Origin of the sequence: Pseudomonas sp. TH43 (genome assembly GCF_016650635.1) — a bacterium.
Taxonomy (GTDB): Bacteria; Pseudomonadota; Gammaproteobacteria; order Pseudomonadales; family Pseudomonadaceae; genus Aquipseudomonas.
The window spans coordinates 110,046-124,189 of record NZ_JAEKFI010000005.1 but is presented as its reverse complement, the minus strand read 5'-3'; the positions used below and the strand labels follow the sequence as shown (position 1 = coordinate 124,189).

Annotated in this window: 12 protein-coding genes; 7 read left to right on the top strand and 5 right to left on the bottom strand. The window is 59.5% G+C overall.

From position 1 onward, the window contains the following. Positions 1-127 precede the first annotated feature (127 nt). A complete protein-coding gene (locus JFT81_RS28125; RefSeq protein ID WP_201230879.1) occupies positions 128-934 on the bottom strand; it encodes a TatD family hydrolase in 807 nt (268 codons plus the stop codon). A gap of 236 nt (positions 935-1,170) precedes the next feature. Between JFT81_RS28125 and JFT81_RS28120 the strand changes: the two genes are divergently transcribed. Together JFT81_RS28120 and JFT81_RS28115 are read left to right on the top strand one after the other, a co-directional pair. Continuing rightward, entirely contained in the window at positions 1,171-2,592 is a 1,422-nt protein-coding gene (locus JFT81_RS28120) for a transglycosylase SLT domain-containing protein (RefSeq protein WP_201230875.1), read from the top strand. 111 nt (positions 2,593-2,703) lie between these two features. Further along, positions 2,704-3,138, top strand: coding sequence for a DoxX family protein (locus JFT81_RS28115; protein ID WP_201230871.1), 435 nt, complete (start codon positions 2,704-2,706; stop codon positions 3,136-3,138). Between the two features lie 83 nt (positions 3,139-3,221). Here the strand turns inward: JFT81_RS28115 and htpX are convergent, their stop codons facing one another. Further along, on the bottom strand, positions 3,222-4,109 hold the full coding sequence (gene htpX, locus JFT81_RS28110; RefSeq protein WP_201230870.1) for a protease HtpX: 888 nt from the start codon (positions 4,107-4,109) through the stop codon (positions 3,222-3,224). Positions 4,110-4,412: 303 nt separating this feature from the next. Then, positions 4,413-5,624 (bottom strand): pyridoxal phosphate-dependent aminotransferase, encoded by a 1,212-nt coding sequence (locus JFT81_RS28105; RefSeq protein ID WP_103304753.1) that lies wholly within the window; start codon positions 5,622-5,624, stop codon positions 4,413-4,415. 224 nt (positions 5,625-5,848) lie between these two features. Here JFT81_RS28105 and msrB point away from each other — a divergent pair, with 224 nt between their 5' ends. From msrB to JFT81_RS28090, 3 genes are all read left to right on the top strand, one after another. Next, a complete protein-coding gene (gene msrB, locus JFT81_RS28100; protein WP_201230869.1) occupies positions 5,849-6,244 on the top strand; it encodes a peptide-methionine (R)-S-oxide reductase MsrB in 396 nt (131 codons plus the stop codon). Positions 6,245-6,367: 123 nt separating this feature from the next. Further along, on the top strand, positions 6,368-6,853 hold the full coding sequence (locus JFT81_RS28095) for a glutathione peroxidase (RefSeq protein WP_201230868.1): 486 nt from the start codon (positions 6,368-6,370) through the stop codon (positions 6,851-6,853). Next, positions 6,850-7,311, top strand: coding sequence for a MarR family transcriptional regulator (locus tag JFT81_RS28090; RefSeq protein WP_201230867.1), 462 nt, complete (start codon positions 6,850-6,852; stop codon positions 7,309-7,311). The genes JFT81_RS28095 and JFT81_RS28090 overlap by 4 nt, the downstream gene beginning before the upstream one ends. Here the strand turns inward: JFT81_RS28090 and JFT81_RS28085 are convergent. After that, positions 7,295-9,616, bottom strand: a complete 2,322-nt coding sequence (locus JFT81_RS28085) for a response regulator (RefSeq protein ID WP_201230866.1) — start codon at positions 9,614-9,616, stop codon at positions 7,295-7,297. The genes JFT81_RS28090 and JFT81_RS28085 overlap by 17 nt on opposite strands. Positions 9,617-9,782: 166 nt before the next feature. Between JFT81_RS28085 and JFT81_RS28080 the strand changes: the two genes are divergently transcribed. Continuing rightward, positions 9,783-10,673, top strand: a complete 891-nt coding sequence (locus JFT81_RS28080; protein ID WP_201230863.1) for an ATP-binding protein — start codon at positions 9,783-9,785, stop codon at positions 10,671-10,673. Continuing rightward, a complete protein-coding gene (locus JFT81_RS28075; RefSeq protein WP_201230861.1) occupies positions 10,670-11,152 on the top strand; it encodes a GAF domain-containing protein in 483 nt (160 codons plus the stop codon). Before JFT81_RS28080 ends, JFT81_RS28075 begins: the two co-directional genes overlap by 4 nt. On the opposite strand, the gene JFT81_RS28070 is transcribed toward JFT81_RS28075, so the two are convergent. Beyond that, positions 11,153-14,098 carry an HD domain-containing phosphohydrolase gene (locus JFT81_RS28070; RefSeq protein WP_201230859.1) on the bottom strand — a complete coding sequence of 982 codons (2,946 nt, stop codon included), beginning with the start codon at positions 14,096-14,098 and terminating at the stop codon, positions 11,153-11,155. Positions 14,099-14,144: the final 46 nt, after the last annotated feature.

Here is a 14,144-nt window from a genome sequence, read left to right as displayed (position 1 = left end):
TGTGCCGCTATGCAGGACATTGGATTTGATATGGGTCAAAAGATCAAAAGATCGCAGCCCGCGTCAGTTCCAGGTTCCTAACATGAGTCCCATGTAGGAGCTGCCGAAGGCTGCGATCTTTTCGAGTTCACGCCAGCTCAGGTAAACCGTAAAAAGCTCGCGCACACGCGGTCGTGTGCGCCGCCAGATCTTCCTCGGTTTCACCCCGATGCAGCGCCACTTCACGCAGGACTTCGGTCAGATACGCCGGCTCATTGCGGCCGTTTTTCGGCTTCGGTCGCAGCGTGCGCGGCAACAAGTACGGCGCATCGCTTTCCAGCATCAGGCGTCCACGTTTGATCTCTTTGACCAGCGGATGCAGATGCGTGCCGCGGCGCTCGTCGCAGATCCAGCCAGTGATGCCGATGTGCAGATCCAGATCGAGGTAGCTGAACAGAGCCTTTTGCTCGCCGGTGAAGCAATGCACGACGGCGGCCGGCAATTGATCGCGGAAGTCATTCAGTATTTCCAGCAGGCGCTGACTGGCGTCGCGCTCATGCAGAAACACCGGCATCTGCAGGTCGACGGCCATTGCCAGATGCTCTTCGAGCACCTTTTCCTGTTGCGCACGTGGCGAAAAATCGCGATTGAAATCCAGCCCGCATTCACCCACTGCAACCACGTTGGTTTCCTTCAGCAAGCTGCGCAGGCGCCGAGCGCTGTCAGCGTTCCAGTCACTGGCCGAATGCGGGTGAATACCGGCGGTGGCAAACAGTCGCTGTGCGGACTCATCCAGTTGCTGGCAGAGCTCCAGAGCCTGCTCGCTGCCCTCGACGCTGGTGCCGGTCAGCACCAATTGGCAGACCCCGGCGGCATAGGCGCGGTCGAGTACGGCCTGGTGTTTGTCGGCGAAACTTGGGTTGGTCAGGTTGACGCCGATATCGATGAGTTGCATGGTTGCTACCTCGGGCCGAAGGCCGGAAAGCATACCAGAGCTGTAGATTCAGAAGAAAAGCCAAGAACTACAAAGAGTTATAGCTGTCTCTTGATGCCGCGACGCAGCCCGGGTTGGCATAAATGCCATCACTGTGCCAGTCTCTCGCACTTTGCCAGCGCTCCAGGCGCTCTGTTTTCGTCGGTGATTTACGCCGTTCAGCGGTGAAATTGCCCCGTATTCTTTCCGGAGAGTGGATGATTCGTCCCTCGGTTTTGCTGCTGTTGTGTGGATCGTTGCTGCTGCCGATGACGGCGGTTGCGCGCTTGCCCGGGCCGCTGCAAGCGGTGCCGGCCGCCAAGGTTCGCGATCTGTCGGAAATTCGCAGCAGTCGCGTGTTGCGCGTGCTGGTCAACCAGAGCCGCAACAGCTCCGGCGAAGTCCAGGGGCAGGCCATCGGCGTCGAATACCATCGCTTGCGCGCCTTCGAGCAATACCTCAACGGCCACGCCCGCGACGGCCAGGAAGTCACCCTTAAAATCATCCCCAAAGCCAAGGATCAACTGCTCGGTGCCTTGCAGCGTGGCGAAGGTGATCTGGTGGCGCCGGGCGAATTGCTCGAGCTGCAACCGGGGCATGCGGTGGCCAGCAGTGAACCGATCGCCAGCAACGTGCCGTTGGTGCTGGTCGGCATCAAAGGCGAACGCCGTTACACCAAGGTCGAACAACTGGCCGGCAAAACCCTCGCATTGCCCACCGGCAGCGCGGCAGGGGAGGCGGTCAGTCAGCTCAACCAGAAGCTGGCGCTGCACAAACTGGCGCCGATCAAGATTGAATGGGTTGACCCGACACTGGCGGTCGAGGATGTCCTGGAAATGGTTCAGGGTGGCATCTTCCACCTGACCATCGTCGAGCAACCCATCGCCGAGCGCTGGGGCAAGATCCTGCCGAAACTGCGTTTAGACCGGCAATTGATGATCAGCGAACCGGGCGAGGAATACTGGTTCGTACGCCGCGATGCGTCGATGCTGCGCGCGAGCATTGATCGCTTCCTGACCGGTTACAAAAAGCCGTCGAACGAAGACGTAGCGTTTTTGCGCATCTATCGTCGTCTCTATCAAGTCCACTATCCATTGGCCAAGGCTGACCGTCAGCGCTTGGAGAAACTGCGCCCGACCCTGCAAAAACATGCTCAGGCGCAAAACATGGACTGGCTGAACCTGGCGGCGCTGGCGTTCAAGGAGTCGGCCCTGCAACCCAATGCGCGCAGCGGCAGTGGACCGACCGGGTTGATGCAGATCACCCCGTCAGCAGCGCAACGGGTGGGCGTCAACAATATCCAGAATCTTGATGCGAATGTGCAGGCCGGCGCCAAGTACCTGGCGATGATCCGCCGCAAGTTCTTCAGCAGCCCCAAGCTCAACGAGCGCGAGCGTATGGCGTTCACGCTGGCGGCGTACAACATTGGACCGGAGCGGGTTCAGGGCATGCGCGCCGAAGCCCGGCGGCGTGGGCTCAATCCTAATCAGTGGTTCTTCCAGGTCGAGCGCATTGCCATGGAGCAGGTCGGAATGGGGCCGGTCAGCTATGTTAATAGCGTGAACAAGTATTACTTGGCGTTCGACCGGGAGCGGGAGTCGTTGGAGCCCGGTGGGCAGAAAGTCGTCTCACGTAAATGATCTAATAATCTGATTGTTATGGCGAAATATTTACGCTTTTAACATTTGATTTACTGATTAATATAGCGGCCAACCAACACACATAACTTCTCGCAAAACAAGGAATGCCCCATGAGCTCTCTGATCAACAAGGTACTGTTCACCCGCGCTGGCTACGGTCTGACTATTCTGCGCATCGCGGTGGGCGTGATCTTCGCGGCCCACGGCTCGCAAAAACTCTTTGGTCTGTTCGGTGGTTATGGTCTGGCCGGTACCGCGCAGTACATGGACAGCCTTGGTCTGCACCCGGGTTACCTCATGGCGATACTGTCTGGCGGTACTGAATTCTTCGCCGGTCTGGCGCTGATCATCGGCCTGCTGGTTCGCCCGGCAGCACTGGGTTTGACCTTCCTGTCGCTGGTCGCGATCTTCACCGTGCATATCGGCAACGGTCTGTTCATGGCCAACAACGGTTATGAGTTCGCTCTGGCCCTGCTCGGCGGCAGCCTTGCAGTGCTGATCGAAGGCGCCGGCAAGCTCTCGGTGGATCGCGCCATCGCCGGTTGATCCCGAGCTTCGGACAAAAAAATGCCCGTATCGCGAGATACGGGCATTTTTGTTTTCAACGGCTGAACCTTTAAACCATGCAATCAACCGCGGCGACGCAGGGCGTCAATACGCGCTTCCAGCGGCGGGTGGCTCATGAACATGCGAGCGAAACCCTGCTTGATGCCACCGTTGATGCCGAAGGCATTCAGGGTGTCGGGCATGTGTACTGGCAGGCCCTGTTCAGCTCGCAGCCGTTGCAGTGCGCCGATCATCGCGCTGGTACCGGCCAGACGGGCGCCGGCTTCGTCGGCGCGGAATTCGCGTTTGCGCGAGAACCACATGACGATTGCACTGGCCAGAATGCCCAGCACCAGTTCGGCGAAGATGGTCGCCACGTAGTAGGCAATGCCTTGGCCTTCTTCGTTCTTGAAGAGCACCTTGTCGACGAAATTGCCGATGATCCGCGCGAAGAACATTACAAATGTGTTCACCACGCCCTGGATCAGCGCCAGGGTAACCATGTCGCCGTTGGCGACGTGGCCGATTTCGTGCGCCAGCACGGCTTTGACTTCATCGGGCGAAAAACGCTCGAGCAGGCCCTGGCTGACCGCGACCAGCGCGTCGTTCTTGTTCCAGCCGGTGGCAAAGGCGTTGGCCTCGTAGGCCGGGAAGATACCGACTTCGGGCATCTTGATCCCGGCTTCGCGGGACAGTTGCTCAACGGTTTGCAACAGCCATTGCTCATGCCGGGTACGTGGCTGGCTGATGATCTGAGTGCTGGTGCTCATCTTCGCCATCCACTTGGAGATGAACAGCGAGAACAGCGAACCGGCAAAACCAAAGACCGCACAGAAAACCAGCAGCTGATTGAGATTGAGATCAACCCCGTTGGCCGCCATGAACCCGTTGAAGCCGAACAGGCTCAGGGTGATGCTGGCTATCAGCACGACCGCCAGGTTAGTGGCCAAAAACAGCAGGATGCGCATCATGGTTGTAGAAATCTCCTCAAGCTAAAGATGTAGCGTACTGCGGGGTATATAAGGTGCTGCACCGGGCTATTCAACCGAGTGACTATTTCAAACTGTGTCCTACAGCAGATTCTTCGGCACACGCTGGTTTCCCACAGCACACAGCGACATGGACGACAGATAGCCGAGACCCGTCGCTATTACGTCAGGCGTTTGTGAGCACTACGAATCGCAAGTGTAGAAGGCGTGTGAGGGCGGGGGATGTAGAAGTGTTGCTGAATCAGACAGTGCGCAACGTTCGGGCCGTTGCGCACTGCTGGCCAATTACTGGCGGTACGACTTGAGGAAGTTGCCGATGCGGCCGATGGCCATTTCCAGATCATCGACGCGCGGCAGGGTGACCACGCGGAAGTGATCCGGCCACGGCCAGTTGAATGCCGTGCCTTGCACCACCAGCAGCTTCTCGGAGAGCAGCAGGTCGAGCACGAACTTTTCGTCGTTGTGGATCGGGCAGACTTTAGGGTCGATTTTCGGGAATGCGTACAGCGCGCCCATCGGTTTGACGCAGCTTACGCCCGGAATGTCGTTGAGCAGCTCCCAGGTACGGTTGCGCTGTTCCAGCAGACGACCCTGCGGCAACACCAGATCATTGATGCTCTGATAGCCGCCCAGCGCGGTCTGAATCGCATGCTGGCTCGGCACGTTGGCGCACAGCCGCATGTTGGCCAGCATGTCGATGCCTTCGATGTAGCTCTGGGCATTGTGTTTGGGCCCGGAGATGGCGATCCAGCCGGAGCGGAAACCCGCCACGCGGTAGGACTTCGACAGACCATTGAAGGTCAGGCATAGCAGGTCCGGGGCCAGCGAAGCGGTGCAGATGTGCACGGCATCGTCATACAGAATCTTGTCGTAGATTTCGTCGGAAAAGACCACGAGGTTGTGCTGACGGGCCAGCTCGAGCATGCCCAGCAGCACTTCCTTCGAATACACCGCGCCGGTCGGGTTGTTCGGGTTGATGATCACCATCGCTTTGGTATTCGGGGTGATCTTGGCCTTGATATCGGCCAGATCCGGGAACCAGTCGGCGCCTTCGTCGCACAGGTAATGCACGGCGTTGCCACCCGCCAGGCTAACGGCAGCTGTCCACAGCGGGTAGTCCGGGGCCGGTACCAGCACTTCGTCGCCGTTGTTGAGCAGCGCCTGCAACGACATCACGATCAGTTCGGATACGCCGTTACCCAGGTAGATGTCTTCGATGCCGACACCTTCAACGTTTTTTTGCTGGTAGTACTGCATCACTGCCTTGCGCGCGCTGAACAGACCTTTGGAGTCGCTGTAGCCTTGCGCGGTCGGCAGGTTGCGGATCACATCCTGAAGGATTTCGTCTGGTGCCTCGAAACCAAACGGCGCCGGGTTGCCGATGTTCAGCTTGAGGATGCGCTGGCCTTCCTCTTCCAGTCGTTTGGCGTGCTTGAGCACCGGGCCGCGAATGTCGTAGCAGACGTTGGCGAGCTTGTTCGATTTGCTGAACTGCATGGCGATGTGATCCCGAAAATGAACGATCCAGGCGGCGAATGGACAACCGTACTGGGATTCCTGCGTCTTCGCACAGGCGGACGTCTGGAACCGTGGCCTCCAGAATCCGTTTGAATGCGCCCGGTCTGGCTGCCAGACTGGCACGTGACGAGGCGCAATCATACGTGCCGCCCGATCCGTGGAAAAGGTACAGATCGGGCTTTTTCAGCCGCTGAGGTGTGATGATGGAAAAGTTGGAAAAAACCCTGGAAGAATGGAAAGCCATGCTTGATCCGCAGCAGTACGAGGTTTGCCGCCTCAGTGCCACGGAGCGACCGTTCTCCGGCAAATACAACGCCACCAAAACCGACGGTGTTTACCACTGTGTCTGCTGCAATGAGCCGCTGTTCGATTCCGCCACTAAATTCGACTCCGGCTGCGGCTGGCCAAGCTTCTACGCGCCGATCGGCGACAGTGCGATGACCGAAATCCGCGACGTCAGCCACGGCATGATCCGCACCGAAGTGAAGTGCGCTCGCTGCGACGCGCATCTGGGCCACGTGTTCCCGGACGGCCCGCCGCCGACCGGATTGCGCTACTGCATCAATTCGGTGTGCCTGAATCTCGAACCGCGCGAATAACCGGTAGCCCCTGTAGGAGCCTTCGGCAGCTCCTACAGGGGTGGGAGTTTGATTAATTAAATTGCACGCAATTTAATTGCTCGCTATGTTTGTTTTTTCCCGACTTCTTGCGGAGCCCGTCCCATGAGCGACAACCTGCTGAATATTCCCTGCACGACCATCAACGGCGAGCAAAAGACCCTGGCCGACTTCGCCGGTAAAGCGGTGTTGGTCGTCAACACGGCCAGCAAGTGTGGTTTCACCCCGCAATACAAAGGCCTCGAAGCGTTGTGGCAGACCTACAAGGATCAAGGCCTGGTGGTGCTGGGCTTCCCGTGCAATCAGTTCGGCAAGCAGGAGCCGGGCAACGAGGGCGCCATCAGCGAATTCTGCGAGCTGAATTTTGGTGTCAGCTTTCCGCTGTTCAAGAAGATTGAAGTCAATGGCACCGGCGCCCATCCGCTGTTCGTGCAGTTGAAAAAACGTGCGCCGGGCGTACTGGGTTCCCAGGGCATCAAGTGGAATTTCACCAAGTTTCTGATCGGCAAGGACGGCCAGTTGGTCAAGCGCTTCGCCCCGGCCACCAAGCCGCAGGATCTGAGCCGCGAGATCGAAGCCCTGCTCAAATGAACAGCTTGTCGGTCGATTCGCTGAAGCTCGACAGTCAGTTGTGCTTCAAGTTGTATGCGGCGTCGCGGGCAGTGATTCGTGGTTACAAGCCAATGCTCGATCAGCTCGGCCTGACCTATCCGCAATATCTGGCGATGCTGGTGTTGTGGGAATGGCAGGACACCGCGCCGGAGCAACCCACGGTCAAAGCCTTGGGCGAACGCCTGGCGCTGGATTCCGGCACGCTGACGCCGCTGCTCAAGCGACTGGAACAGTTGCAACTGGTGCAGCGTCAGCGTTCGGCGCGCGACGAGCGTGAAGTGCACCTGAGCCTGACCGCAGCCGGGCTTGCACTGCGCGAGCAGGTTGGGCCGCTCAAGGCCCGTTTGCTCTGCGACAGCGGTGTGGATCTGGATCAGCTCAATGGCTTGCGCGACGGCCTTGATCACCTGCTGGGGCAGATCAAAGCGCTGTCGTAGTCGGGATCCACAGATCGAGCAGCGCTGCCAGCTCTTCGCGGCGGAACGGTTTGGCGAGGTAGTCGCTCATACCCGCCGCGCGGCAACGCTCGCGTTCTTCGGACATGGCGTTGGCGGTCAGGGCGACAATCGGCAGATTTGGCCAGCGCCCACTCTGGCGAATCTGCCGGCTCGCCTCGTAGCCATCCATCACCGGCATGTTGCAGTCCATCAGCACCAGGTCGAACTCATGGAATTCCAGCTGATCCAGCGCTTCGGCCCCATGGGCAGCGACTACGACATCACAGCCGAGTTTGCCCAGCATGCCTTTGGCCACCAATTGATTGACCGGGTTGTCCTCGACCAGCAGCACTCGCCCGCGTCTTGTCGAGGGTGGGCTTTCAAGTTGTGTAGCGTTGATGGTGGCAATGTCCGGTTGCAAGGTGCGCCGCAAGTTCTGATAGAGCGCGTTTCGCGCCAGCGGTCGTGCCTGTTGTTGCAGCGGCGCAAGGGCTGCCGCCTCTTCGCTGGGCAGGAAACTGCCGTAGGCGGTTACCAGCAGAATGGGCGCGCCAAGCGTCGGTCGCAGCCCGAACAGGCATTCGGGACAGTCGGTAATCAGCACGTCTGGATTCAGGCCAAGCAATGAGTCGTCGATGGTACGTTGCTCATACTCGAGTCCCCAGCCGGGCAATAGGCTCTTCAGCAACTCCGCCAAACCGCTGCTGCCAGCGGTAATCGCCAGAACTTTTCCGCGCAGCTGCGCCGGGGCGACCGCGCGGGTATGGCAGGGCAGCGGTAATTCGGCGCAAAACTGACTGCCGAAACCTGCCTCGGAACTGATCGTCAGACGCCCCTGCATCGCTTCACAGAGATTGTAGGTCAGCGCCAGGCCCAGCCCGGTGCCGCCGTACTGACGGGTGATGCCGGCGCCAGCCTGAGTGAACGGCTGGAAAATTTTCACCTGCGCTTCCTGCGCGATGCCGATCCCGGTATCGCAGACTTCGATACGCACGCCGTCCTTGTGCGCCGACAAGCGCACATCGACCCGACCAAATCGGGTGAATTTCAATGCGTTGGACAGCAGGTTGCTGACGATCTGCCGAACCCGGGTCGGGTCGCCCAGCACCAGCGCAGGAAACTGCGGGTCGATCAGGCAGGTCAGTTCGACGCTCGGTGCAGCGTTCTGTGACAGCAGGTTGGCGGTGTCTTCGACGAGCGAACCAAGGTCGAACGGAATGTGTTCGAGCTCCAGTTGCCCGGCATCGAACTTGGACAGGTCGAGAATATCGTTGAGTAACTCCACCAGCACTTTGCCCGAGTCGTGGGCGATCGACAGCTGCTGTTGTTGCTCGGCATTCAGCGGGCCGTCCAGCGACAACGCGATCATCCCCAACAGGCCGTTCAGCGGCGTGCGGATTTCATGGCTCATGTTGGCCAGAAACGCCGAGCGCGCTTCGGCCATGTCCAGCGCGGTGCTGCGGGCGACTTCCAGTTCCTGATTGGACTGGCTGAGCCGGGCGTTGATGGCTTTGAGCTCGGCGGTGCGCGATGAAACGATATTTTCCAACTGGCCGAGATAGTCGGTGAGACGGTTTTCGGCGTTGCGCCGCTGCTGGATTTCCGTGGCAATGTTTTCGAACTGTTGATTGGCGACTTTGACCAGCACGCCGATCTCGTCGTTGGCATGGCCGGCCGGGCATTCCAGAGTGGTCGGCTCGGCGCTGCGTGGGTCGCGTCCGCTGAGCTCGCGAATCACTCGCACCAGCGGTTTGGTCAGCATTACGTAGAACAAGGCCAGCAGAATACCGGTGAGGATCAGGCTGCGGGCGAAACCGTTGAGCAGGGTGATTTCCGCCCGACGTAAAAAACGGCTGCCGAATGCATAAGTGTCGACTTCAAGGCTCAAGGCGCCGAGCGATTCTGCGGGCAGGTGATCAAGGTAGAGGCGGTCTTCGAACTGGCGTTTTGCGCCAAACAGAAAGTCGCTGATCACCCGATAGCCGCTTTGCAGTTCGGGGCGTTTGACGCTGGCCAGCACCGTATTGTTGTTGTCCGTCAGTTGCGCCGAGATGATTGCCGGCGAGCGCAGCAGGCCGAGGGTGAGCTCCTGAGCCAGTTCGGCATCGATGTTGTAGGCGATACGCGATGCCGGATTGTGGCTGATTTCCAGCAAAGACAGGATTTCACGGTTGATGGAGGCGTCTTCACTGGCATAATCGATGCCGATTTGCAGCAGGCTGAGCAGCGTGCCCAGAATGAACCCGACCAGCACAGTAAGCTTGGCTTGCTTGTACGATAGCCGGTGGGTGAATTTGATATCCATGGGGTGTTGAACCACTTCCGTTTCCCTTCGCTGCTCAAGCATAGTCGATCATGTATGGATACCGAGGTTCCCGAATCGCCTTGTAACAAGGCCTGGTACGGGGATTTAAGTCTGTGTGTCGTCGCTGGATCGCCATCATCACTGTGAACGTGCCCGAGGAGAAGACGTGGATTCCCGATTGAATGCTTTTCTTGAACGCGCCGAGTCGGTACTGGCGCGGATCGAACCGTTGTTGCCGGCACCCCGTCCGGTGATTGACTGGAGCACTTGTCTGGCGGCGCGCTGGCAGCGTGACGGGCGCAGCGGCTATCTACTGCCACTGGAAGTCAGCCTCGACATGCGCCTGTCCGACCTGATCGGTGTCGATCGTCAGCTCGAACAATTGGGCCGCAATACCCAGCAATTCCTCGACGGCATGCCGGCCAACCACGCGCTGCTCTGGGGCTCGCGTGGTACCGGTAAGTCCTCGCTGGTGCGCGCGCTGTTGGCGGAACACGCCGCGACGGGGCTGCGCCTGATCGAGATCGAGCGCGATCACCTTGCGGACTTGCCGCGCGTGGTCGAGCAGATCGGCAAACTGCCGCAACGCTTCGTGTTGTTTTGCGATGACTTGTCGTTCGAGTCCGGCGAAGGCGATTACCGCGTGCTCAAGAGCGTGCTGGATGGCTCGCTGGAGCAGGCCCCGGAGAACGTCTTGCTGTACGCCACTTCCAACCGCCGCCATCTGGTGCCGGAGAAGGAGAGCGATAACGAAAACTGGAAGCGCGTCGACGGTGAGTTGCATCCCAGCGAAGCGGTGGAAGACAAGATCGCATTGTCCGACCGTTTTGGTCTGTGGCTGTCGTTTTACCCGTTTACCCAAGAACACTTCCTCGACGTCGTCGAACACTGGATCGGCCAGTTGGCGGCCAAGGCCGGCCTGAGCTGGCAGCGCGACGAAGAACTGGACATCCTCGCCGTGCGTTGGGCTACCGGCCGCGGCAATCGCAATGGACGTTGCGCGTACCAATTCGCCCGTTACTGGGTGGGACTGAAATTGTTGGAGCACAAGGCATGATTGATTTGCAACAAAGCGGCCAGGGCCTCGAAGGCTATGGCATGTTGGCCGCACAACTGGAATCGCTGCTGGCGGACGAGCGCGACTTCATCGCCAATGCTGCGCAGTTTTCAGCGTTCCTGTTCAACCAGCTCAATGATTTGAACTGGGCCGGTTTTTACCTCAATCGCAACGAGGAACTGGTACTCGGCCCGTTTCAGGGGCAGATCGCCTGTGTGCGTATTCCGTTCGGTCGTGGCGTGTGCGGCGCCGCGGCGGCCACTCGGCAGACGCAGCGGGTTGAAGACGTTCACGCGTTTCCCGGCCATATCGCCTGCGACAGCGCGTCGAACAGCGAACTGGTGGTGCCATTGGTCAAGGACGGTCGCCTGATCGGTGTACTCGACCTCGACAGCCCGAAGCTGGCGCGTTTCGGCGCGGCTGACCAGGCCGGTATCGAGCAACTGGCAGCGATTTTCCTGCGCCTGACCGACTGCTGATCATGCCGTGAGGCCAGCCTTGTGCAACAGGCTGGCCGAATCCACCGAATCAATTTGCTGTGGATCTAGAAAGCGCAGGGCGTACTGCATGTACACGCCTTCGTTGATGAACAAAGCGAACAGCTCGGGATCGATGTGCGCTTCGTGGCTCATCGTTGCCATGATGTTCAGCGCTTCGCTGAGCGACTTGGCCTTCTTGTACGGCCGATCGGCCGCCGTCAGTGCCTCGAAAATATCGGCAATCGCCATCATCCGCGCCGGCAGGCTCATTTCTTCGCGCTTCAGGCGTTTCGGGTAACCGCTGCCGTCCATTTTTTCGTGATGGCCGCCGGCGATTTCCGCGACGCTGTCCAGGTGGCCGGGGAAGGGCAGGTGACTGAGCATCAGGATGGTCTGCACCATGTGGTGATTGATGATGTAGCGTTCTTCGCGCGTCAGCGTGCCGCGCGTGATGCTCAGGTTGTACAGCTCGCCGCGATTGTATTTGTAGCGCGGTACGTCCAGCTTGAAACCCCATGGATTGTCTTCGGGAATCAACTCGCTGGCATCGCGATCAAGCAGATGCTCGGGCTTGTCCGCGAGGAGTTTCTCGCTGACCGGCAGCAGCGGTGCCGGCGTTTTTTGCTGACGGCGGTTTTCTTCCCATGACACGCCCAGGCGATCATCCAGGGTGCGCATCCAAGTGCGTTGAGCCAACTCGTTGAGCCGTTGCTGATCCGCTTCGGCCATTGCCTCACTGCCCAGGTTGCAGCGCGCGACAAAGGCGAAATCTGCGTCGAGTGCCGACAGCGTGGCGTCGCGCCGTTCGCTCAACGGCGCTTCATTGCCACCCATGGCCAGCGCCTGCCAGTAGCTGATCCAGGCATCGCGCTTGAGCACCTCGAAACGCGTGCGAATTTCGTGGATTCGGTCGTTGATGGTTTCCAGTTTGGTGGCTTTATCGACGACGTATTCCGGCGTCGTGACCTTGCCGCAATCGTGCAGCCACGCGGCGATATGCAGCGCCTCCCATTCATCTTCGCTGGGCTGATAGGCGCTGAACGCGGGCGCCTGACTGGCAGCCGCGGCATGCGCAAGCATCAGCGTCAGTTCCGGCACCCGCTGACAATGACCGCCGGTATACGGGCTTTTGGCGTCGATGGCACCGGCCAGCAATTGAATGAACGCATCCAGCAGTTGTTTCTGTTTGGCTTGCAACCGCTGGCTTTCGATACTGACGGCCGCGGCCCCGGAGACCGCTTGCAGAAAAGCGATGCGGTCGGGCCGCAGTTTTTCCAGATCGGCCGCGGTGCCGCTGTCGTTCACCAACAGGATCAGCAAGCCAATGGTTTCGTTGTGTCGATTGCGCAGGCGTATACCGATCAGGTGCACGCGCGGCGAGGACATCGCCAGCAGGACTTTTTGCAGATCGCCAGCCTGCTCGAAACCCAGATTGCTGACGATATTGTCGGCTACCGCAAGTTGCTGAAACCATGCCGGGCCCTCATTCGCTTGCAGGTCTCGGCCCTGAATATCAAACGCCTCAAGGGTTTGCGCGGTACCGTCGACGACTAGCCCGTAAGGCTCCATGCGGCTGCCGTCGCTATCACGCAAATAGATCAGACCGGCCTGGGCCTGAGCGATCTGCACGGTTTCGAACAGCACCCGTTGCAGCAAGGGGGCGAAGCGGGTTTCGGCGCACAGGCTGTCGGTGATACGGAAGAAACTCGCCAGGGTGTCTTTCATCCGCGCCATCGACACGCTCAGTTGGTCGACTTCGAGCACTGGCGAGCGCCGCGCGAGCGGAAAATTGAAGTCGAAACTACGAATCGCGTCGGCTTCTTTCACCAATGCGTGCAAGGGTTTGACCAGCAGCCGTGAAATCAGCCAGCCCAGGGGCAGGCACAGCAGCAAGGTGGCGAGCGTAATCAGCGCGCCTTGCCAGCGCATGCGGTAAGCATCGACCAGCAGTTCGTCCTCAGGCACCAGCAACGCCAGTTGCAATCCCTTCGGGCCACCTTCCTGCATGCTGCTGCGGGCCACGATCCATTGTCGACCGTCAGCCTCCAGACGGTTGCCCCTCTGCTCGCCGGACAGCAATGCGTGCAGGCTCGGGCTCAGGTCGGTGACTTTGGCCAGCCGCGCGGTGCGGTCATCGACAATCAGTCGACTGCTGTCGGGGTAGGCCACGGCATTGCCGTCAGCGTCGAACAGGGCAATTTCGGTGGCCGGCGTCACCACGTGTTTGCTCAGGGTCGCGGACAGCGCTTGCAGCGTCAGGTCGGCGCCGATGACGGCGTTGTCGCCGCTGCGTCGGGCAAGGGTGGTGCCGACATTGTGGGTCGAGAAAAATACATACGGTTCGGTGGTGATCTGTTCGGATTGCTGCCGAGCGCTGATAAACCAGGCGCGGCTGCGTGGATCGTAGGTATTTTCAGGGTTGTCCAGGCGGCTGATGGGGGTCAGTGATTGATCGAAAAACAGCGTTTGCGAGTGTGCTTGACCCTCGGCGTCGTGTTCGATGTTCCAGACCTGATAAACCGCCGTTTCCGGTGCCTTGAGCAGGGTTTTCAGTGCCGCCGTGCGCAGGGGCCGCACCATGAAAAAGTCACCATTGGCGTAACCCAGATATAACGAGGCCAGATCCGGGTTGTCGGTCAGCGATTGGCTGAACGGTCTGAGCAACGGCAGGCGCTGCTCAAGGCGCAGCGCCTGGGTGGCCGGGTTTTCCGCCAACAGGCTCAACAGATGCCGGATCGGCTGGTAGGTGGCATGCAGGTCGAGACGCACGTCCTGTTCGATACGGTTGAACAGCTTCTCGCTGCTAGAGAGGATGATCTGCGTGGTCTGCCGATAATTGAACAGCCCCAGCACGATGCCGGTGAGCAGCAGCAAAAACGTGAACATGACGCTGATGTGCACATGCAAGGGAAACCGGCGTTGTTCCGGGCGCAGTGGGCTGGGCATCTCGGGCTCTCCATAGGGTGTAACTCACTGCTCAGCGCCCAAGCAT

Bases quoted from the DNA above. Each gene is read 5' to 3' on its own strand.
- JFT81_RS28070 (WP_201230859.1), bottom strand. From the start codon at position 14,098: ATGCCCAGCCCACTGCGCCCGGAACAACGCCGGTTTCCCTTGCATGTG.
- JFT81_RS28120 (WP_201230875.1), top strand. From the start codon at position 1,171: ATGATTCGTCCCTCGGTTTTGCTGCTGTTGTGTGGATCGTTGCTGCTG.
- JFT81_RS28105 (WP_103304753.1), bottom strand. From the start codon at position 5,624: ATGCAGTTCAGCAAATCGAACAAGCTCGCCAACGTCTGCTACGACATT.
- JFT81_RS28125 (WP_201230879.1), bottom strand. From the start codon at position 934: ATGCAACTCATCGATATCGGCGTCAACCTGACCAACCCAAGTTTCGCC.
- JFT81_RS28075 (WP_201230861.1), top strand. From the start codon at position 10,670: ATGATTGATTTGCAACAAAGCGGCCAGGGCCTCGAAGGCTATGGCATG.
- htpX (WP_201230870.1), bottom strand. From the start codon at position 4,109: ATGATGCGCATCCTGCTGTTTTTGGCCACTAACCTGGCGGTCGTGCTG.
- msrB (WP_201230869.1), top strand. From the start codon at position 5,849: ATGGAAAAGTTGGAAAAAACCCTGGAAGAATGGAAAGCCATGCTTGAT.
- JFT81_RS28085 (WP_201230866.1), bottom strand. From the start codon at position 9,616: ATGGATATCAAATTCACCCACCGGCTATCGTACAAGCAAGCCAAGCTT.
- JFT81_RS28095 (WP_201230868.1), top strand. From the start codon at position 6,368: ATGAGCGACAACCTGCTGAATATTCCCTGCACGACCATCAACGGCGAG.
- JFT81_RS28115 (WP_201230871.1), top strand. From the start codon at position 2,704: ATGAGCTCTCTGATCAACAAGGTACTGTTCACCCGCGCTGGCTACGGT.
- JFT81_RS28090 (WP_201230867.1), top strand. From the start codon at position 6,850: ATGAACAGCTTGTCGGTCGATTCGCTGAAGCTCGACAGTCAGTTGTGC.